Raw genomic sequence first — 18,675 nt, 5'->3', positions numbered from 1 at the left:
AGTTTTCGAAGATTTCTTCAACAACTTCAACCACTTGCGCTTCCGATCTCTCGTTAGCGGGAGGCGAATTCTACAGCGTTACACGCTGCTGTCAACACCTCTTTTTCTCCGCTTTCGACCGAGAAGATCGAACCGTCAAAAGAGCCAAACATCACCACTCTTTCAACTCCTTCCAGGCTTCGGTGAACTGAAGCAAGCCGCTGTCGAAAACTGCGTAACTCATTGAATCTCAAGGAGTTTTCCGTTTCGACCGCGCCGGAAGTGGGGCGAATTATAGACCTCCTGAATCTGCCGTCAACCGTTAATTTCAGTTTTATTGCAAAACCTGCTTTTTAGTCAGCAAACGCGGGATGCGACGCGCAACAGCGGGCACACGTAGCAGCAAAAGCACTGCACCTATAAAGGCGTAGATTGCCCACTCTTTAAGATCAGCTCGCACAATCCATAGCATGTGCAGCAATCCAAGCCCCAAAATCACGTACACCAACCGATGCAGTTTCTTCCAGCGCACACCTAAACGACGCTGGCTGTAGCGATTAGAGGTTACTGCCAACGCCAACAACCCGAGAAAACCCAGTGTGCCGACAATAATGTATGGCCGCTTACGCAACTCCACGCCCAACTGAGACCAGTCGAAACCGAGGATGAACGCCATATAGCTGAACAGGTGCAGAACCACATAAGCAAAACACCAGAGCCCCAACTGACGGCGCACAGCAATCCACCCCGCCCACCCCGTCACCTTCTGCAGTGGCGTCATGCTCAGCGTGATCAAAAGCAATACCAACGTCCCCAGCCCCAACCGATCAACCAGCACCTTGCCGGGATCCGGGCCGAGCAAATCGGCAAACGCCTGATAAAACCAGAGCAATGGCCAGATCGCTGCGGCAATGAAAACGCCTACACGCCAGAACGGATATCGCATCAGTAGTTCTTCCGCAGATCGAGCCCTGTATATAAGGAAGCAACTTCATCCGCGTAGCCGTTGAACATCTGCGTATCACGCACATTCGGCTTGAACAGGCTATTCGGCAGACGCCGTTCCCGCGCCTGAGTCCAGCGCGGATGATCGACCGTCGGATTCACGTTGGCATAAAACCCGTACTCATCTGCCGCAATGCTCTGCCAAGTGGTCTTGGGCTGCTCGCTGACCAGACTGATCCGCACAATGGACTTCACACTTTTGAAGCCGTACTTCCACGGCACCACCAGACGCAACGGCGCACCGTTCTGATTCGGCAACTCACGGCCATACATGCCAACCGCCAGAATCGCCAAGGGATTCATCGCCTCGTCCAGACGCAAGCCTTCTACATACGGCCAATCGATCAGGGCAAAACCTGAGCGCTGCCCTGGCATGCTCTTGGGATCCTGCAGGGTTTCGAAGCGAATGTATTTGGCCTTGGAGGTCGGTTCGACCTGCTTGAGCAACGCAGAAATCGGAAAACCAATCCACGGGATGACCATCGACCACGCCTCAACACAGCGAAGGCGATAGATACGCTCCTCCAACTGGTACGGTTTCATGAAGTCTTCCAGCGCGTAACGCCCGGGCTTGCCCACTTCCCCATCGACGACAACGCTCCACGGCTCGGTTTTCAGCGAACCGGCATTGGCCGCCGGATCGCCTTTGTCGGTGCCGAACTCATAGAAGTTGTTGTAATGGGTCGCGTCTTTATAAGGCGTGATCGCCTCATCCTTGACGTTGACTGCGCCCCACTTGATAGAAGGGAGTTTCTCGGCAAACCAGGCAGGCGTCTTGCTTGGCTCGACATCGGCATAACGCACCGCGTTTTCGGCGCTGGCCCAACGCGGCAGGCTGCTCACGGCGATACCGGCCGCGGTAGCTCCGAGCAAATGGCGACGGGAGAGATAGATGGATTCAGGCGTGACATCCGACTCATGGCAGTCGGACGCTTTGGGGAATTTGATCAGCATGGCAACTCCGCAGCTTTGGAGGACAGATGCACCCATAGACTGCGGAGTATGCGGGAAATTACATCACTCGACGTTTTTGCGCCGACGAAGATGCAACAGGTATTGCACAGGGCCGGAAGCCGCATAAGCGAGGAACACCAGCAGCAGAATGCGCGGTGGATCACTGAACACTACGGCGAACACCAGAACCACGGCGAGGATCGCCACGAACGGTACGCGCCCCTTCAGATCCAGCTCCTTGAAGCTGTTGTACTTGATGTTGCTGACCATCAGCATGCCGGCAGCCGCCACCATCAGCGCGACCAGGAACGACATCTTCGAACCCTGAATGCCGTAATCGCTGAAGGCCCAGACGATACCCGCGACCACGCCGGCAGCTGCCGGGCTGGCCAGACCGATGAAGTAGCGCTTGTCAGCTGTACCGACCTGAGTATTGAAACGCGCCAGACGCAATGCCGCGCCGGCTACATAGATGAAGGCAACCATCCAGCCGACCTTGCCCATGTCGCCCAATGCCCAGCCAAAGGCCAGCAGCGCCGGTGCGACACCGAAAGCGACCATGTCGGATAGCGAGTCATACTCGGCGCCAAAGGCACTTTGCGTATTGGTCATGCGCGCGACACGGCCATCGAGACCGTCGAGCACCATGGCTACGAAGATCGCGATCGCGGCGAAGGCGAAATACTTGCTCGCATTCGCAGAGTCACCAGCGCTCAACGCAGCCTGGGCACTCATCGAGTTGATGATGGAATAAAACCCTGCAAACAGGTTCGCAGTGGTGAACAGATTCGGCAGCAGATAGATACCACGATGCCGGACTTTACGACCTTCTGCGTCGTGCCCTTCCTCGACATGTTCATCGATGGGCAGCAGGCTTTCGGCGTCAGAAGCCTGGTTCGGCTCTTCGGGACGTTCGCTCATGGACATTACCTTGCAACGGTTTGGAAAAAATTCGACAGGTGCCTGTGACGACGGTTCGGCCACAAACGATGCAGCTTTATACCAGAACCATCGGTTTCAAACGAAAAAACGCGGCCGAGGCCGCGTTTTTTGCACAAGGATGACGACTTAGTTTTTGGCTTTGTCGACGATCTTGTTGGCACCGATCCACGGCATCATGGAGCGCAGTTGCTCGCCGATGATTTCGATACCGTGAGCGGCGTTGTTACGACGCTTGGCGGTCATCGAAGGGTAGCCGGTTGCGCCTTCGCTGATGAACATTTTGGCGTATTCGCCGTCCTGAATACGTTTCAGGGCGTTGCGCATGGCCTGACGGGATTCGGCGTTGATCACTTCCGGACCGGTCACGTACTCGCCGTATTCAGCGTTGTTGGAGATCGAGTAGTTCATGTTGGCGATACCGCCTTCGTACATGAGGTCAACGATCAGTTTCAGTTCGTGCAGGCACTCGAAGTAGGCCATTTCCGGCGCGTAGCCAGCTTCAACCAGGGTTTCGAAACCGGCTTTGACCAGTTCAACGGTACCGCCGCACAGTACGGCTTGCTCGCCGAACAGGTCGGTTTCGGTCTCGTCCTTGAAGGTGGTTTCGATGATGCCGGTACGACCGCCACCCACGCCAGCTGCGTAGGACAGTGCAACGTTTTTGGCGTTGCCCGAGGCGTCCTGGTAGATCGCGATCAGGTCAGGGATACCACCGCCCTTCACGAACTCGGAACGCACGGTGTGACCCGGCGCTTTCGGCGCGATCATGATCACGTCGAGGTCGGCACGCGGAACAACCTGGTTGTAGTGGATCGCGAAGCCGTGGGAGAAGGCCAGGGTGGCGCCTTTCTTGATGTTCGGCTCGATTTCGTTCTTGTACAGCTGGGACTGGAATTCGTCCGGGGTCAGGATCATGACCAGGTCGGCGCCGGCAACAGCGGCGGCCACGTCGGTCACTTTCAGGCCGTGGGCTTCGGCTTTGGCAACGGTAGCCGAACCTTTACGCAGACCGACGGTAACGTCGACACCGGAGTCTTTCAGGTTGCACGCCTGGGCGTGGCCCTGGGAACCGTAACCGATGATGGCAACTTTCTTGCCCTGGATGATCGACAGGTCGCAGTCTTTATCGTAGAAAACTTTCATGAATTTCCCCTATATATCCAGGCCGTTCAGGCCATTCGCTAATTTGGTTTAGATGCTGAGTACTTTGTCGCCGCGGGCAATGCCGGTCACGCCGCTACGGACGGTTTCCAGAATCGATGCGGTGCCGATGGACTGAATGAAGCTGTCGAGCTTGTCGCTGGTACCGGTCAGTTGAACGGTATACACGCTGGCACTGACATCGACGATCTGTCCACGGTAAATATCGGTGGTGCGTTTGATCTCGGCGCGCTGGGCGCCAGTGGCCTTGACCTTGACCAGCATCAGCTCGCGCTCGATGTGAGCGCTTTCCGACAGGTCCACCAGCTTGACCACTTCGATCAGCTTGTTCAGGTTTTTGGTGATCTGCTCGATGATTTCATCGTGGCCGACAGTGGTCAGCGTCAGACGCGACAGTGTCGGGTCTTCGGTTGGCGCCACGGTCAGGCTTTCAATGTTGTAGTTGCGCTGCGAGAACAGGCCGACTACGCGAGACAAAGCGCCGGGTTCGTTTTCCAGAAGCAGGGAAATAATGTGCCGCATGATTAAGTACGCTCCGTCTTGCTCAGCCACATATCGCGCATGGAGCCGTCTTTGATCTGCATCGGATAGACGTGCTCGCTGGTATCGACCGAAATATCGATCACCACCAGACGATCTTTCATGGCGAACGCTTCTTCCATCTTCGACTTCAAATCTTTCGAATCGGTGATGCGCACGCCGACGTGACCGTAGGCTTCAGCCAGTTTGACGAAGTCAGGCAGCGACTCCATATACGAGTGCGAGTGACGGCTGCCGTAGCTCATGTCCTGCCACTGACGAACCATCCCCAGAACGCCGTTGTTCAGGATGACGATTTTCACCGGCAAGCCGTATTGCAGGCAGGTCGACAGCTCCTGGATGTTCATCTGGATGCTGCCTTCGCCAGTGACGCAGGCAACATCGTCATCCGGGAAGCTCAACTTGATACCCATGGCCGCCGGGAAACCGAAGCCCATGGTGCCCAGGCCACCGGAGTTGATCCAGCGGTTCGGCTTGTTGAACGTGTAGTACTGCGCCGCGAACATCTGGTGCTGGCCCACGTCGGAGGTGATGAAGGCATCGCCCTTGGTCACTTCGCACAGGGTCTCGATCACGGTCTGCGGCTTGATCAGGCTGCCGTCGCCCTTTTCATAAGGGAACAGGCCGCGATCACCGCGCCACTCATCGACTTGCTTCCACCAGCTGGCAACGGACTCCTTGTTCGGGGTCTCGCCGATTTCCTTGAGGATCGCGACCATTTCGGTCAGGACGCTCTCCACCGGGCCAACGATTGGCACGTCGGCCTTGATGGTCTTGGAGATCGAAGCCGGGTCGATGTCGATGTGGATGATCTTGGCGTTCGGGCAGAACTTCGCCGCGCCGTTGATCACACGGTCATCGAAACGCGCGCCGACAGCCAGAATCACGTCGGCATGGTGCATCGCCAGGTTGGCGGTGTAGCTGCCGTGCATACCGAGCATGCCGATGAACTGCCGGTCGGTGCCAGGGAAACCGCCCAGGCCCATCAAGGTGTTGGTCACTGGCAGGTTGAGCATTTTCGCCAGTTCGGTCAGCGGTGCGGAACCGTTGCCCAGAATCACCCCACCACCGGAATAGAGCACAGGGCGCTTGGCCGCCAGGAGCATTTCTGCCGCCTTGCGGATTTGCCCGGAGTGGCCGCGAACGGCCGGGCTGTAGGAACGCAGCTTGGCTTTCTTGGGGAAAACGTATTCGAACTTCTCGGCCGGGTTGGTCATGTCTTTCGGGATATCGACCACGACCGGGCCCGGACGACCGGATTGCGCCAGGTAGAACGCTTTCTTCATGACTTCCGGGATTTCCGAGGCGTGCTTGATCATGAAACTGTGCTTCACGATCGGCCGGGAAATACCGATCATGTCGGTTTCCTGGAACGCGTCGGTGCCGACCATGGTGCTTGGCACCTGACCGGAAATGATCACCATTGGAATCGAATCCATATAGGCGGTGGCGATACCGGTGATGGCGTTTGTGGCGCCAGGACCTGATGTCACCAATACCACGCCGGCTTTACCGGTGGCACGGGCGTAGCCGTCAGCCATATGGGTAGCCGCTTGTTCGTGACGAACCAGGATGTGGGTCACTTCCGGTTCTTTGAACAGGGCATCGTAAACATGAAGGAGAGCACCACCCGGGTACCCGTAGATATATTTGACGCCTTCGTCACGCAAGAAGCGGACGAGCATCTCACCGCCAGATAAAAGCTCCACGTTGTTCACCTCTAAAACGCCAGAATACCGTCCACAAAAAAAGGGGCGGGTCTTAATAGGTTTACTTCTCGGCAGAGCATGAGCGACGGTGGTCGCCGACTACGTCAGCACTGACTGAGCAAGTATTGGGATCGTCCCAAGTGTTGCGGGCCTTTCCCACCCAGCGCGAGGTAACGCGTTGCGGGTGTAACAGGTCGACGCGGATATGCGCCTCATGATCTACCGAGTGGGTCTGCTTCTGGCAGTCCCTCTACAGCGGACTTTGGATTCTTCTGTTTCGCCCTCTCCAAGTCAAGCCGTCAATGTGCTTAATTGTGGGTAAGCACATGAGAACGCAAGAAAAAACCTGAAAACAGCTACTCTGTTAGCGTCAATTGCGCAATTTTGCCAAGGAATCAGCATGCGAACGCTTCTGTTAACTCTGCTGATCGGCCTCAGCCCCTGGTGCTCGGCCGGTCAGATCTACAAATGGGTCGATGCCCAGGGCGTCACTCACTTCGATGCGCAGCCACCGCAAGGTTTGCCCGCAACGACCGTGCAGACACCCTCCTCACCCCCACCGAAACCTGCAGCCATGCCTGGCAGCGGCGCGCTGGGCGATCAGAAAGCCATCGACGACAAGGTCAAGAAACAGGTAACCGAGCAGCAGGCGCAGCTCAAGGCGTTTTGCGAACAGGCACGGACGAACCTGGCGCAGTTGCAGAACAATCCGCGTTTGAGGGAAGAAGTGGATGGGCAATTGCGGCGACTGGATGATGCGCAGCGTCAGGAGCGTCTCGCCGAGACGCAGAAACAGATTACTGAAAACTGCCAATAACCCTGTAGGAGCTGCCGCAGGCTCGGGCCGCGATCGGACGATCTTTTGATCCTGCTTTTAAAAACAGAATCAAAAGATCGCAGCCTGCGGCAGCTCCTACAGAGGTTCAGCGGGAAGCGGTGATCAGCAGGTCGAACTCTTTGAGCAGTACCTGCAACTGTCGATCCTTGCCCTGTAGATTGCGCTGGGCGAAGACCATTTCGGCCATTTCCTGAATGCCCGAGGCATTCGGCAACGGCAGATCCTGCTCAAGGATCATTTTCATCCGTGGCAGGAAGATCCATTGCAGCCATTGCTCGAAATCCAGCGTGTCGACCGAAAACGGTTCGACACTGCTAAGGGCTTCGGCCGATGGCTGGACCTCGTCCCACCAGCCCTGCGTGCGCAGTTCACGCTCGATCAGCAGCAACTGATCGGCGATTTTCGGGAAACGGGAATCCATCACAGCGAAACCTTGGCCTTCTGACGAGCCAGAGCGGCGCCGGCGGAATCGCCCTGCTTCTCACGGGACTGCGCGATGATTTCCCACAGGTTGGCCTGCAAATCCGGGCGGCCGTTGGCCATGGTCAGCGCACGACGGGCGAACTGCTCGGCCTGCGGTGCATCACCTTGCGCCATGCGCACTTGCGCCAGACGATAAAGCACTTGCGGCTCACGCGGGGCTACGCGCTGCGCGCGCTCCAGGCTGGAGGACGCGCCATTGAGGTCGCCACCGGCCTGTTGCTGTTGCGCGGTGGTCAGCAAGGCGAGCACCGGGCCATCCAGTTGCTCATCCGCCGACAGACCACCGCCATTGCTGGCCGAAGGAATCCCGCTCGGCGTCGAAGGCATGCTGTAGCTGCCGGTGTTGACCGGTGCCGACTCGGCCGGCGAAGGATTGTACGGACCCGCCGTAATTCCGCCGGAAGCCGGACCAGGAACGATCGGCGAGGAGCTGATCGGCGCCGATGTCGCAGCACCGCCACCCGGCACCATCACCACCACGCCGGTATCGCCTTGCGGGATGGCCTGGGATTGCGCCTGACCCTGCACTGGACGTTTGACTGTCGTCTTGCGGAAACCGCCGTTGGCCGACAGACGTTCGCTGTTGGACACGGCTGTGCCGGAGTCCACCACCGGGATCGAACCACGCTGTACGGTAGAGCAGCCGCTGAGCAAAGCCACGGCAGTCACCGCTGGAATCAACCACTTGTTCACTTGAAACCCTCTTTGCTTAATTCATCCAGCCCTTGACCCAATCCATCACCGACTCCGGCGAGGCAGGCGTTTCGCTTGCACACGCGGAGCCGGGTGGCGGTTCGCTGCCGCGAATATACGGCATCTGCACCGCACCCGGACAGTTGGCATCGGAGCCTTGCCCGGTACGCGAATCGACCCACGCCTGCACGATGTTGTCCGGCTGCGGCATGTCCAGCGGCAGCGGGTCAGCCTTGCGCATGAAACTGGTCCACACCTGCAACGCACCGGTCGCCCCGGTGAACGGGGTCTTGCCATTGTCGTCACGACCCAGCCAGACCACCGCCAGCAGATCCTGACTGAAACCGGCGAACCAGCTATCACGCGAGTCGTTACTGGTACCGGTCTTGCCGGCCAGCGTCAGGGTCTTGGGCAGCACGTTGTAAACCGAGCTGCCGGTACCCTCACGCATTACACGCTGCATGGCGTTCTGGATCAGGTAGATGGACGCCGGATCAAATCGCTGCTCGATCTGGAACGGATAACGCTTGAGCGGCTCGCCCTCAGCGGTCAGTACGCTGCGAATCCCGCGCATCGGCGTATTGAAACCACCGTTGGCGAGGGTCTGATACATGGTCGCCACTTCGATCGGGGTCATGCCGCCAGCCCCGAGCAACATCGACGGGAACGCCGGGAATTCTCGGGTCACGCCCAGACGCGCAAGGGTCTTGAGCACATTCGGCACACCGACTTCCAGGCCCAGACGCGAGGTCGACAGGTTGTAGGAGTGCGCCAGCCCTTGGTAAAGGAACACGGTACCGTGAGAGCGACGGTCATAGTTCTGTGGTTTCCACACCTGGCCGTCCGCGCCTTTAATCGACAGCGGATCATCCGACAGCCAACTGGTCAGCGTGTAGTGGCTCGGTTTTTCCAGTGCGGTCAGATACACCGCTGGCTTGACCAAGGAGCCGATTGGCCGCACGGCGTCCAGCGCCCGGTTGAAACCGGCGTAACTGGCCTGACGGCTACCGATCATCGCCTGCACTTCGCCGGTTTCCGGATTGGTCACGACCATCGCCGCTTCCACATCATCGGAGCCCTTGCGTCCAGCCAGGCGTTTAAAGGTGTCGTTGACCGACGCCTCGGCTTTCATCTGCAGAATCGGGTCGAAACTGGTGAAGATGCGCAGGCCTTCTTCGGTCAAGTCTTCGTCGCGATAGTCTTCACGCAACTGGCGTTTGACCAGATCGATGAAGCCCGGGAACGAGCTGTCGGCGAGCTTGCCGCGCGTGGTTACACCCAAGGGCATTTTCTTCGCCGCCTCGACCTGTTCGGCAGTTGCCACGCCTTGCTGTTCAAGCACGTCGAGCACCAGGTTACGCCGTTCCAGCGCACGCTCGGGATTGCGCCGCGGGTTGTAGTAGGACGGACCTTTGACCATGCCGACCAGTAACGCAACCTGATGCAGCTTCAGCTCGGACAATGGCTGGCCGAAGAAGAACTGGCTGGCCAGACCGAAACCGTGCACCGCACGCTGGCCGTCCTGCCCGACGAAGACTTCGTTGAGGTAGGCCTCAAGGATTTCCTTCTTGTCGTAATGCAGCTCCAGCAACATCGCCATCATCGCTTCGGTGAGTTTGCGGCTCAGGCTGCGTTCATTGGTGAGGTAGAAGTTTTTGACCAACTGCTGGGTCAGCGTACTGCCGCCCTGGGTCATCTTGCCGCCAGAGGTGTTGACCCAGATCGCCCGGGCAATCGATTTCGGCGAAACGCCCCAGTGACTGTAGTAATCACGGTCTTCCACCGCGACCAGGGTGTCGAGCAGATACGGTGGCACCTGATCGAGCTTGATCAGGATGCGGTCTTCAAGATTTTTTGGGTAAATGCCGCCGATCATCAGCGGCTCGAGCCGCACCACGGACAACTTCCCGCCGTTGAGCCCGGAGAGCTCGGCTACATAGTCGCCAGAGAAACGCACGCGCACCGGCTGCGGTTTCTCCAGGCCTTCATAGAACTGGAAGCCGCGAGTATTCAGATCGACGGTATTGCCGTTGACGGCGGCAGCGCCGGGGCCATTGCTCACGGCTTCGCGGCGATAGCCCAAGGCATCGAGTTCGGTGAGGAAATCGTCCTTGCCGAGCTTTTGTCCGACGAACAGCTCCAGCGGGCGCGCGTATACCTTGGCCGGGATGGTCCAGCGCTTGCCGGAGAACTTCTCCTGCACCACGGCATCGAGGTAAACAGCGAAGCCGGCCAACACCACAAGGCCGACCAGGCTGAGTTTAATGGCCCAGCTCAACCATGGGCTGAGGCCCTTGGAGACTGGTTTTTTCTTGGTACGGGGGGATCGAGTTCGAGTCATGGCGGCGGATTATACGCACTTTATTCATACTCAACAGGAGCGCTCCGAGGTTTGCGTCAGGCTGGCGAGCGGCCATAATGACGACCTCGAATTTCCCAGTCTCTGAAGGATCGCCCGTGAGCCAGTCCCTGATCGCTGCCCTGCAAAACCCGGCCCTCTACCCGCACCCCATCGAAGGGTTCCAGGTCATCGAAACCCATATCTCGTGGGTGATCCTCACCGGCCCGTTTGCCTATAAAGTGAAGAAGCCGGTGAATTTCGGCTTTCTCGACTTCACGGGCCTCGAATCCCGCGCACATTTCTGTGCTGAAGAGCTGCGCCTGAACCAGCGTCTGACCGACGATTTGTATCTGGACGTGTTGCCGGTGACCGGCAGCGTCGAGGCGCCACAACTGGGCGGCGACGGCCCGGTGATCGACTATGTGCTGAAGATGCGTCAATTCCCGCAGACCGGCCTGCTCAGCACCCTGCAAGCCAACGGTGAGCTGACCACCCAGCACATCGACGAAATGGCCGAACAGATCGCCAGATTCCACCTCAGCGCGCCAAAAGTCCCCGCCGATCACGACGCCGGCACGCCAGACAGCGTGATGGCCCCGGTGCGCCAGAACTTCGAACAGATTCTGCCGTTCCTTAGCGACAAAAACGATCTGCTGCAACTCGAGGCACTGAAAGCCTGGGCCGAGAGCAGCTTCGATCGTCTCAAGCCACTGTTCGCCCAGCGCAAGGCCGAGGGATTCACTCGCGAATGCCACGGCGACATCCACCTGGGCAACGCCACAGTCATCGACGGCAAGGTGGTGATCTTCGACTGCATCGAGTTCAACGAACCATTCCGCTTCACTGACGTCTGGGCCGACACCGGTTTCCTGGCGATGGACCTGGAAGACCGCGGCCTGAAATCCCTGGCCCGTCGTTTCATCAGTCAATACCTGGAACTGACCGGCGACTATCAAGGCCTGGAAGTGCTGAATTTCTACAAAGCCTACCGCGCGCTGGTTCGCGCCAAAGTTGCACTGTTCAGCATGCCGGCGGACGCCACCCCGGTGCAGCGCGCCACCACCCTGCGCCAGTACCGCAATTACGCCAACCTGGCGGAAAGCTACAGCACCATTCCTTCGCGCTTCATGGCCATCACCCACGGCGTATCGGCTGTCGGCAAGAGCCACGTGGCGATGCGTCTGGTCGAAGCGCTGGGCGCGATTCGCCTGCGTTCCGACGTCGAGCGCAAACGTCTGTTCGGCGAGCAGACCGTAGCCAACGACGTGCAGGCCGGGATTTACAGCGCCGACGCCAGCGCCGCCACTTATGCCCGCCTGCATGAGATTGCCGGCGTGATTCTGCACGCCGGGTTTCCGGTGGTGATTGATGCGACCTACCTCAAGCGTGAGCAGCGCGACAACGCCGCTCAAGTGGCCGAGGCCACCGGCACGCCGTTCCTGATCCTCGACTGCAACGCGCCTCAGGCGGTGATCGAAAGCTGGCTGGCGATTCGTCAGGCTGACAAGAAGGATCCTTCCGACGCCACGCTGGCGGTCATCGAGGCCCAGCAGTCCAGCCGCGAAGCGCTGACGCCAGAAGAGATTCTGCGCAGCAAACGCGTGCAGACCAATGAAAGCGGGACCCTCGACACCGTAGTCGCACAGATCCGTCAGCGTTTGCCAGGCCTGTAAGAAACTATTTCGGCCGTGAAGCCCTCGCTGGCTTCACGGCCGTCAAATAGTGGCACTATACTGGCGTCATAAAACCAACAGGTGATGTGACATGAGCCAGCCGAAACTTCTCGACACCCCGCTTTATGCCTTGCTGCACAAGGACGACATCACAGGCTTCAACAAGGAACGCCCGAACGACGGCCCGATCGACATGGTCGGTGGCGACTTCCGGGGTCTCGATCTGCGTGAACTGAACGCCGACGGCGTGGATTTCCGTGACGCCTACTTCCGATCTGCCGATTTGCGTGGCATCGATTTCCGTAATTCATCACTCGAAGGCGCAAGCCTGGCGCACGCCCAGATTTCCGGAGCGTACTTCCCGCCGGAACTGAGTGCCGACGAGATCCTGATGTCGATGAATTTTGGTACTCGCCTGCGCTATCGCACGCGCTGATACTTTTTATCTTTCTCTGACCCGACGCCTTTCCCCTGTGGGAGCGGGCTTGCTCGCTCCCACATGTTTCCGCGTTTCTTCCCTCCTTTCTGGGTTCGCCGCCCTTTCTTAGAAGCGTTTGCGTCTAATCCGACCAAACAACCACGCTTTTCCTACTGATGGCTACACTCCTGAGAAGATCGCCCACGCACCATTCGGCCGTCGCAAGGAGGCTTGATGAATGATGAACTGCAACACCTGAAGAATCTTGGCAAGACGTCGGCGCAGTGGCTGCATGCCGTGGGCATCCACAGCGCCTCGGACTTGCGTCGCCTAGGGGCGGTGGACGCCTATCGGGCCGTGCGTACCCGCGGGTTTCGCGCATCAAAGGTGTTGTTGTACGCGATCGAAGGGGCACTGATGGATGTGCACTGGAACGACATCCCGGCCGAACGCAAAGACGCCTTGAACAAGCAGCTCGAAGCCATCTCCTCGCGTCACAAGAACTGAACGGGCGCTGACTTTCATGTATCTGCTCGGGGAACAAACGGCACAGGTCGATGCACTGATCAATCGCTTGCAGAGTTTGCCTGAGCGCTGGCTGGAAGGCCTTGCGCCGTGCGGACCAGCCTTTGAGCCAGAAATCTCTGACGACCTGATGGTGCAGCTCCCACACGATCAGCTGTTTCTGCTGACAGAAGGCGTGATCCACGGCCATATCGGCGGTCGTGCTCTGTTTTACTGGCAGGAGGGCGATCTGATCGGTCTGCAGCAAGGTGACGCCTGGGCCGACTGCCACCTGCGCAGCGACGGGCCAGTGCGCTTGCTGCCCTATCGGCGAACCGAGCTGTTCCAGCATTTGTATGCCGAGCCTGACCGCGCCGAGCAATGGCTTGAGTATCTGCTGGGACAGATGGCGCTACTGGCTCACGCGCTGGCCGAACTGAAACCACGGGAATTTCGCAGCACCAATGGCTTTAAACGCGTCGAGAGCGGTGAGGTGTTGATCCAGCAGGGCGATGCCGCCGATCACGTCTTCGTGATCATCAATGGACATGCCGAAGCCTTTGTTGATGGACACAAGGTTGGCGAAGTGCCCAAGGACGAGATTTTCGGCGCCATGGCCGTATTCACCGGTGAGCCCCGTAACGCTACGGTCATCGCGCGCGAGCCGAGCACGGTGATGCTGATTCCCGGCGAGCAGTTTCTGAACATGACCCGCAACAATCCAAAGATTGCCCACAGCCTGATTGAGAGCATGGCCCGGCGCATCGGCCAGCTAAATCAACAGATCACGCAACTCAACGCTGTGAAAGCTGCGCGTTAAGTCACCTTTTTCCGGGGCATTCCGGCCATTTGCCCGACTAAATCAGGCGAATGGAAAAACAGTGGTTGACTCGCTAATGAGAATCGCTATGATTATCACAACTGGTCGCGAGATCAGTCGATATTCTGAAAAGCCCTTGGTTCGGACTCTCAGATTATCTCCTCATCAGGCTAATCACGGTTATTTGACCCGGTTTTTACCGGGTCTTTTTTTGCCTGTGGAAAAGTCATTGGCCGAACTGTTTGCGCATCTCGGCGCAGTAATCCCGTTTCGGTGTGGCCGGCGTGAACCAGACATAATCGGCCATGGCCGCCGTGACCTCGCTGCCCTGCTCCGCCAGCATCAGCACCGTCGGCGCTTCGCGCGCGCCCAGATCCAGCACATGCAGCGGCACACCAACATCCTTGCGCGCATGGAACGCACCAGCGAACAACAACGCCGGCGCAGGCGCCGCCATCAATCGTGAAGCCATCCGCCGATCCCGTTGCTGCTGCACCGCCAGCATCGCCGGCATTTGCGATTGGGGCAGCAAGCCGCAGTGAGAATCGTTGATCTGCCCGGCCAGCTCGTTTTTCACCGACTCGGCGTTGCTGCGATCCCCCTTCAATACCGGAGGGTCGCGATAGAACGCACGAATTTCAATGTTATCGAGATTGGCCGCCAACAGTGGATACGGTTGCGTGAAAGCAAACCGCACAATCGGCCCGTAGAGTTTCCAGTCCCAACCGTCCTGCCACGCCAGCTCGACCGGAAGATCAACAGGAGGCTTTGGGGAATGGTGTACGTCATCAACCCGCGATTGTTGATCGGGTGTCAGCATTTCAAGCAGGAGACTGCCTTGGGGACGCGCTTCGCCCAGCGTCTGCAACAGCCACAATTGCACGGCATGATGATCGGCGTTGTCATGTTGCTCACCGACGATCACCCGTGCCGGCTTGCCCAGACGCGTCAGCAATTCGTGCGGGGTAATCAGTGTTCCGCTGCGCAAGTCGCGAATCTCGCCAGTGACCGGTGGCGGAGTGACATGTTGGCAACCGCCAAGCAACAACACCGCAAACAGCAAAATCCCACGCATGCTTTCACCTCGATGACGAAATCAGCGGGCGATGATCAGCGGATGCCCACGCTCCGGGTGCGGCTGCACCAAAACCTCAAGGCCGAACACGGCCTTGAGCGTATCCGGTCGCAAGACTTGCTGCGGCGTATCCAGCGCCACCGGGCGCCCGCCCTCAAGCAGCAACACCCGATCACAATAGCGCGCCGCCAGATTCAGATCATGCAGGATGACCAGCACTGCTGCACCACGGTCGGCAAATTCACGCACCGCTTGCAGCGTCGTATGTTGGTGCAGCGGATCGAGCATCGAGGTCGGCTCGTCCAGCAACAGGGTTTGCCCGGCCTGCCCCGGCCACAACTGCGCCAGCACTCGCGCCAGATGCACGCGCTGACGCTCGCCACCCGACAGCGCCAGATAACTGCGCCCGCTCAGGTGCCCGGCATCCGCCGCGTCCAGCGCCGCAGCGACGATCTCGTCATCGCGCACGCGGCCGCTCTGATACGGCAACCGGCCCATGCCGACCACTTCTTCGACACGAAAGGCAAAATCCAGCGTCGAAACCTGCGGCAATACCGCCAGACGCTGAGCGCGCTGCGTACCTGTCCAGTGATTCAAGGCCTTGTCATCGAGCAACACCTCGCCTTCGCTGGTCGCCAGTTCACCGCACAAGGCACTGAGCAAGGTACTTTTACCGGCACCGTTCGGCCCGAGTACGCCCAGCACCTCGCCGGGTTCAAGTTGCAACGTGACGTCGCTGAGGACGGTCTTGCGCCCGCGACGGATCTGCAGATTGCGCGCGCGCAGCATCAGGCACGTCCTCGCAGTAGCAGATAAAGGAAGAACGGTGCGCCGATAAACGCAGTAACAATACCGATTGGCAACTCCGCCGGCGCCAGCGCCAGCCGCGCCACCAGATCCGCCAGCAACAACAGGCTCGCACCCGCCAGTACCGACGCTGGCAACAGCACACGGTGATCCGGCCCGACCAGCAAGCGCACCAGATGCGGCACCACCAGCCCGACAAATCCGATCATCCCGGCCGCCGCCACTGCAGCCCCGACACCCAGCGCGGTGCAGAACACCAGCTCACGCTTGAGTCGCTCGACATCAATCCCCAGATGCCCGGCTTCCGACTCCCCGAGCAGCAACGCATTCAAGGCCTTAGCGCGTCGCGGCAACCACACCACAACACCGGTACCAATGATCAACAAAGGCCAGAGCCGCGCGTAACTGGCGCCATTGAGGCTTCCCAGATTCCAGAACGTCAGCATGCGAAGGGTTGCGTCATCCGCCAGATAAGTGAACAACCCCACTGCCGAGCCCGCCAGCGTCGTCAAGGCGATACCCGCAAGCAGCATGGTCGCGACGTTAGTCTGACCATTGCGCCGTCCGAATCGATAGACCAGCGCGGTCACCCCGAGTCCCCCGAGAAACGCGCACGCCGACAACAGATAAGGCCCGAGCCACTCAGGCAAACCACCAAAAAACGAGCCACCGACAATCGCAATTGCCGCCCCCAGCGCCGCACCGCTGGAAACTCCGACCAATCCTGGATCAGCCAGCGAATTGCGAAACAAGCCCTGCATCGCAGTACCGGACAAGGCCAGCACACCACCAACCACAAACCCGAGCAATGTACGCGGCAAACGAATCTGCCACAGAATCAGCTCAGCCTGCTCCAGACCATCCGGCGTCAACGGCAAGCCAAGCATGCGCAACGCAGCACGCAATGTGTCAAACAACGGCAGGCTGACAGGCCCTAGCGCCAGCGAAAACCAAATGGCCAGCAAACACAGAAGTGTCAGTCCGACGAACAAGCCCCGCGGCTTTAATATCAAGGTCATCTATTGGCACGGCCTGATCGGATTCAGCAGGAAGAGATGGATAAGAAACAGTCCGGCAATGCCAGATTCCGCACCCAGTCAGCCGCCGGCAAAGCCGGACGAGGCTTGAGACCTATCATCTATTGGTTGCAAAACCAAAAAATAACCCCTCAGTGCAGGATTACTACTGTAAATCCAAATCAGTGACAATAAAACAACACAAAATAAAAAATCACGACAACCATCGTGACATTCAACGAACAAGCCCTTTACGGGCTATTCAATCAGCTTAGGCAAAAGCTTACTTAATGGAACTAAAATAATTAGCCAACACTTCAATTTTCTTCTCATCAACATCCTTCATTACCCGGTTCATGACCGTTCCATGCAAGGAGCCAGACTTATACCCATTCAATGCAACAACCAAAAACTCCCTGGAATGACCGAACAAGGGAGGGATATTACCAACATCACTCCCACGCCCCTCAGAACCATGGCAGTTTACGCATCCATTAGCCGCCATTATCCCAACCACATCTTCGCTGGCCAACACTATACCAGCAGAAAACAACAAAGGCGCAACAGCCAACACAACTGACAACCGCATGTTTTTCTCCCTATTTAAAAACGGCAATCAATTAAATCCATTAATCGAAAAATGCCTTCCAATGCAAATAAAAAGATACTTTTTAAATACAACTACCTAGAGATACCAAAGGTGCACAGCACCCATAAAACTTATCTTACTCAAGCAATACGCGTCAAGACCGTAACTAATCGCACGAGTCTAAAGATTTTTTTGCCCAGCGACCAACCTGACAGGAAAAAGACATTCCGACGCAATAGCGAATTTCGTTCATAGACACCGAAATAGCAAAATACACATACTGTAACAGTTTGTCACTTGTCGACATAAAACCCTGAATATATAACATTCGTCGCCTGACGAAATCTAACATTTTCAACGAACGCTGACTCCCGTTAACATCGCGAATTCTACCCAGAATGAGCAAACCTTTACCGGTTAGCGGTGTTCTCTGCCTCAGTTTTCACGCCAGGCAGACCATAACGGAGTCTCTTGCAAGAGTATTGCAAAAGCCGGTGAAACAGTTCGTTCGACAAGGGAAAAAATCGTTAAGTCAGACCACCTTATCTATCACACATCCATCTCCGGCCCCGTTCGGCCATCTGGACGCGCCCCCCAAGGAATCTAAGGGAACATTATGAAAAAAAACATTCTGACGTCATTGTTTGCGCTTTCTATTGGTCTCACCAGCAGCGCCATCTTTGCAGAAACCCCGGCCAAAGTATCAGACACTCAAAAAGCTGTGGTCATCGTTTTCAATCCTCCGAAAGGTATGGAACAAGAGTTCCTTGATAAATTTGCAAAGGAACAGGCAGTTAACTTCGCAGCCCACTCCGATCCCGAACAAAAGCGCACTGAATCCATAAACCTCATTCCGACGAAATTGGGCGAGCCGCTCATTCACATCACCATCCTCAAAGAAAAAGCGGTGCTTGACGAAACATATAAAGCATTTGGCCCAAAGGAAAACCGTGGTGCGTACGTGGGTAAGCACTCCGAAAAATACGGAGACCTGAAAATCCCGAAGATCTACCTGCAAAACTCTCAATCCTTTTTTGCTGACGTCGTCAAATAAGACGAAGGCAATAAATCCACTCAGGGTTCCATTGCGATCATATCGATTATTATCTGATCCAACGGCCCTGAGTT

19 protein-coding genes are annotated in these 18,675 nt (G+C 57.5%); 6 read left to right on the top strand and 13 right to left on the bottom strand.

Annotated features, from left to right (window positions below; all coding sequences use genetic code 11):
• Window positions 1–313 precede the first annotated feature (313 nt).
• The 6 genes from msrQ to ACU680_RS21970 form a co-directional block, all read right to left on the bottom strand.
• Window positions 314–925, bottom strand: a complete 612-nt coding sequence (gene msrQ, locus ACU680_RS21995) for a protein-methionine-sulfoxide reductase heme-binding subunit MsrQ (RefSeq protein WP_448180505.1) — start codon at window positions 923–925, stop codon at window positions 314–316.
• Window positions 925–1,938: a protein-methionine-sulfoxide reductase catalytic subunit MsrP gene (msrP, locus tag ACU680_RS21990; RefSeq protein WP_448180504.1), complete on the bottom strand. Its 1,014-nt coding sequence runs from the start codon at window positions 1,936–1,938 to the stop codon at window positions 925–927. The genes msrQ and msrP overlap by 1 nt, the downstream gene beginning before the upstream one ends.
• A gap of 63 nt (window positions 1,939–2,001) precedes the next feature.
• Complete coding sequence (gene pssA, locus ACU680_RS21985) at window positions 2,002–2,859, bottom strand: CDP-diacylglycerol--serine O-phosphatidyltransferase (protein WP_007963928.1); 858 nt, start codon at window positions 2,857–2,859, stop codon at window positions 2,002–2,004.
• 147 nt (window positions 2,860–3,006) lie between these two features.
• Window positions 3,007–4,023 (bottom strand): ketol-acid reductoisomerase, encoded by a 1,017-nt coding sequence (ilvC, locus tag ACU680_RS21980; protein WP_007959661.1) that lies wholly within the window; start codon window positions 4,021–4,023, stop codon window positions 3,007–3,009.
• A 48-nt stretch (window positions 4,024–4,071) separates the two neighbouring features.
• Complete coding sequence (gene ilvN / locus ACU680_RS21975; RefSeq protein ID WP_003205610.1) at window positions 4,072–4,563, bottom strand: acetolactate synthase small subunit; 492 nt, start codon at window positions 4,561–4,563, stop codon at window positions 4,072–4,074.
• A gap of 2 nt (window positions 4,564–4,565) precedes the next feature.
• Window positions 4,566–6,290 carry an acetolactate synthase 3 large subunit gene (locus tag ACU680_RS21970; protein ID WP_007963927.1) on the bottom strand — a complete coding sequence of 575 codons (1,725 nt, stop codon included), beginning with the start codon at window positions 6,288–6,290 and terminating at the stop codon, window positions 4,566–4,568.
• 400 nt (window positions 6,291–6,690) lie between these two features.
• On the opposite strand from ACU680_RS21970, the gene ACU680_RS21965 reads away from it, so the two are divergent.
• Window positions 6,691–7,107: a DUF4124 domain-containing protein gene (locus tag ACU680_RS21965; RefSeq protein ID WP_367085735.1), complete on the top strand. Its 417-nt coding sequence runs from the start codon at window positions 6,691–6,693 to the stop codon at window positions 7,105–7,107.
• 106 nt (window positions 7,108–7,213) lie between these two features.
• On the opposite strand, the gene ACU680_RS21960 is transcribed toward ACU680_RS21965, so the two are convergent.
• Genes ACU680_RS21960 through mrcB form a run of 3 tightly spaced genes read right to left on the bottom strand, consistent with a single transcriptional unit; the run spans window position 7,214 to window position 10,645 of the window.
• Window positions 7,214–7,549: a YqcC family protein gene (locus ACU680_RS21960; protein ID WP_007963922.1), complete on the bottom strand. Its 336-nt coding sequence runs from the start codon at window positions 7,547–7,549 to the stop codon at window positions 7,214–7,216.
• The gene (locus ACU680_RS21955; RefSeq protein ID WP_448180503.1) at window positions 7,549–8,304 is read right to left on the bottom strand and encodes a tetratricopeptide repeat protein; all 756 of its coding nucleotides are present in this window, start codon (window positions 8,302–8,304) and stop codon (window positions 7,549–7,551) included. The genes ACU680_RS21960 and ACU680_RS21955 overlap by 1 nt, the downstream gene beginning before the upstream one ends.
• A gap of 16 nt (window positions 8,305–8,320) precedes the next feature.
• Window positions 8,321–10,645, bottom strand: a complete 2,325-nt coding sequence (mrcB, locus tag ACU680_RS21950; RefSeq protein ID WP_448180502.1) for a penicillin-binding protein 1B — start codon at window positions 10,643–10,645, stop codon at window positions 8,321–8,323.
• A gap of 116 nt (window positions 10,646–10,761) precedes the next feature.
• Between mrcB and ACU680_RS21945 the strand changes: the two genes are divergently transcribed.
• From ACU680_RS21945 to ACU680_RS21930, 4 genes are all read left to right on the top strand, one after another.
• Window positions 10,762–12,318, top strand: a complete 1,557-nt coding sequence (locus ACU680_RS21945; protein WP_448180501.1) for a bifunctional aminoglycoside phosphotransferase/ATP-binding protein — start codon at window positions 10,762–10,764, stop codon at window positions 12,316–12,318.
• A 91-nt stretch (window positions 12,319–12,409) separates the two neighbouring features.
• On the top strand, window positions 12,410–12,754 hold the full coding sequence (locus tag ACU680_RS21940; protein ID WP_123464123.1) for a pentapeptide repeat-containing protein: 345 nt from the start codon (window positions 12,410–12,412) through the stop codon (window positions 12,752–12,754).
• Window positions 12,755–12,970: 216 nt separating this feature from the next.
• Complete coding sequence (locus ACU680_RS21935; RefSeq protein WP_003228231.1) at window positions 12,971–13,243, top strand: TfoX/Sxy family protein; 273 nt, start codon at window positions 12,971–12,973, stop codon at window positions 13,241–13,243.
• A gap of 16 nt (window positions 13,244–13,259) precedes the next feature.
• On the top strand, window positions 13,260–14,060 hold the full coding sequence (locus ACU680_RS21930; RefSeq protein ID WP_448180500.1) for a Crp/Fnr family transcriptional regulator: 801 nt from the start codon (window positions 13,260–13,262) through the stop codon (window positions 14,058–14,060).
• A 226-nt stretch (window positions 14,061–14,286) separates the two neighbouring features.
• On the opposite strand, the gene ACU680_RS21925 is transcribed toward ACU680_RS21930, so the two are convergent.
• From ACU680_RS21925 to ACU680_RS21910, 4 genes are all read right to left on the bottom strand, one after another.
• A complete protein-coding gene (locus tag ACU680_RS21925; RefSeq protein ID WP_448180499.1) occupies window positions 14,287–15,135 on the bottom strand; it encodes a ChaN family lipoprotein in 849 nt (282 codons plus the stop codon).
• Window positions 15,136–15,156: 21 nt separating this feature from the next.
• Entirely contained in the window at window positions 15,157–15,924 is a 768-nt protein-coding gene (locus ACU680_RS21920) for a heme ABC transporter ATP-binding protein (protein WP_448180498.1), read from the bottom strand.
• Complete coding sequence (locus ACU680_RS21915; RefSeq protein ID WP_448180497.1) at window positions 15,924–16,907, bottom strand: FecCD family ABC transporter permease; 984 nt, start codon at window positions 16,905–16,907, stop codon at window positions 15,924–15,926. The genes ACU680_RS21920 and ACU680_RS21915 overlap by 1 nt, the downstream gene beginning before the upstream one ends.
• Before the next feature lie 334 nt (window positions 16,908–17,241).
• Window positions 17,242–17,547, bottom strand: a complete 306-nt coding sequence (locus ACU680_RS21910) for a c-type cytochrome (protein WP_448180496.1) — start codon at window positions 17,545–17,547, stop codon at window positions 17,242–17,244.
• 616 nt (window positions 17,548–18,163) lie between these two features.
• Here ACU680_RS21910 and ACU680_RS21905 point away from each other — a divergent pair.
• Window positions 18,164–18,601 carry a hypothetical protein gene (locus ACU680_RS21905; RefSeq protein ID WP_448180495.1) on the top strand — a complete coding sequence of 146 codons (438 nt, stop codon included), beginning with the start codon at window positions 18,164–18,166 and terminating at the stop codon, window positions 18,599–18,601.
• The last annotated feature ends 74 nt before the right edge of the window (window positions 18,602–18,675 follow it).

The sequence above is a fragment of the Pseudomonas sp. LF020 genome (assembly GCF_053456425.1).
This window is presented reverse-complemented; position numbering and strand designations above follow the sequence as displayed.

What these genes read in the sequence shown, in the direction of transcription:
- mrcB (WP_448180502.1), bottom strand. Translation starts at nt 10,645, where the DNA reads ATGACTCGAACTCGATCCCCCCGTACCAAGAAAAAACCAGTCTCCAAG.
- ACU680_RS21935 (WP_003228231.1), top strand. Translation starts at nt 12,971, where the DNA reads ATGAATGATGAACTGCAACACCTGAAGAATCTTGGCAAGACGTCGGCG.
- msrQ (WP_448180505.1), bottom strand. Translation starts at nt 925, where the DNA reads ATGCGATATCCGTTCTGGCGTGTAGGCGTTTTCATTGCCGCAGCGATC.
- ACU680_RS21930 (WP_448180500.1), top strand. Translation starts at nt 13,260, where the DNA reads ATGTATCTGCTCGGGGAACAAACGGCACAGGTCGATGCACTGATCAAT.
- msrP (WP_448180504.1), bottom strand. Translation starts at nt 1,938, where the DNA reads ATGCTGATCAAATTCCCCAAAGCGTCCGACTGCCATGAGTCGGATGTC.
- ACU680_RS21940 (WP_123464123.1), top strand. Translation starts at nt 12,410, where the DNA reads ATGAGCCAGCCGAAACTTCTCGACACCCCGCTTTATGCCTTGCTGCAC.
- ilvC (WP_007959661.1), bottom strand. Translation starts at nt 4,023, where the DNA reads ATGAAAGTTTTCTACGATAAAGACTGCGACCTGTCGATCATCCAGGGC.
- ACU680_RS21920 (WP_448180498.1), bottom strand. Translation starts at nt 15,924, where the DNA reads ATGCTGCGCGCGCGCAATCTGCAGATCCGTCGCGGGCGCAAGACCGTC.
- ilvN (WP_003205610.1), bottom strand. Translation starts at nt 4,563, where the DNA reads ATGCGGCACATTATTTCCCTGCTTCTGGAAAACGAACCCGGCGCTTTG.
- ACU680_RS21905 (WP_448180495.1), top strand. Translation starts at nt 18,164, where the DNA reads ATGAAAAAAAACATTCTGACGTCATTGTTTGCGCTTTCTATTGGTCTC.
- ACU680_RS21965 (WP_367085735.1), top strand. Translation starts at nt 6,691, where the DNA reads ATGCGAACGCTTCTGTTAACTCTGCTGATCGGCCTCAGCCCCTGGTGC.
- ACU680_RS21960 (WP_007963922.1), bottom strand. Translation starts at nt 7,549, where the DNA reads ATGGATTCCCGTTTCCCGAAAATCGCCGATCAGTTGCTGCTGATCGAG.
- pssA (WP_007963928.1), bottom strand. Translation starts at nt 2,859, where the DNA reads ATGAGCGAACGTCCCGAAGAGCCGAACCAGGCTTCTGACGCCGAAAGC.
- ACU680_RS21925 (WP_448180499.1), bottom strand. Translation starts at nt 15,135, where the DNA reads ATGCGTGGGATTTTGCTGTTTGCGGTGTTGTTGCTTGGCGGTTGCCAA.
- ACU680_RS21910 (WP_448180496.1), bottom strand. Translation starts at nt 17,547, where the DNA reads ATGCGGTTGTCAGTTGTGTTGGCTGTTGCGCCTTTGTTGTTTTCTGCT.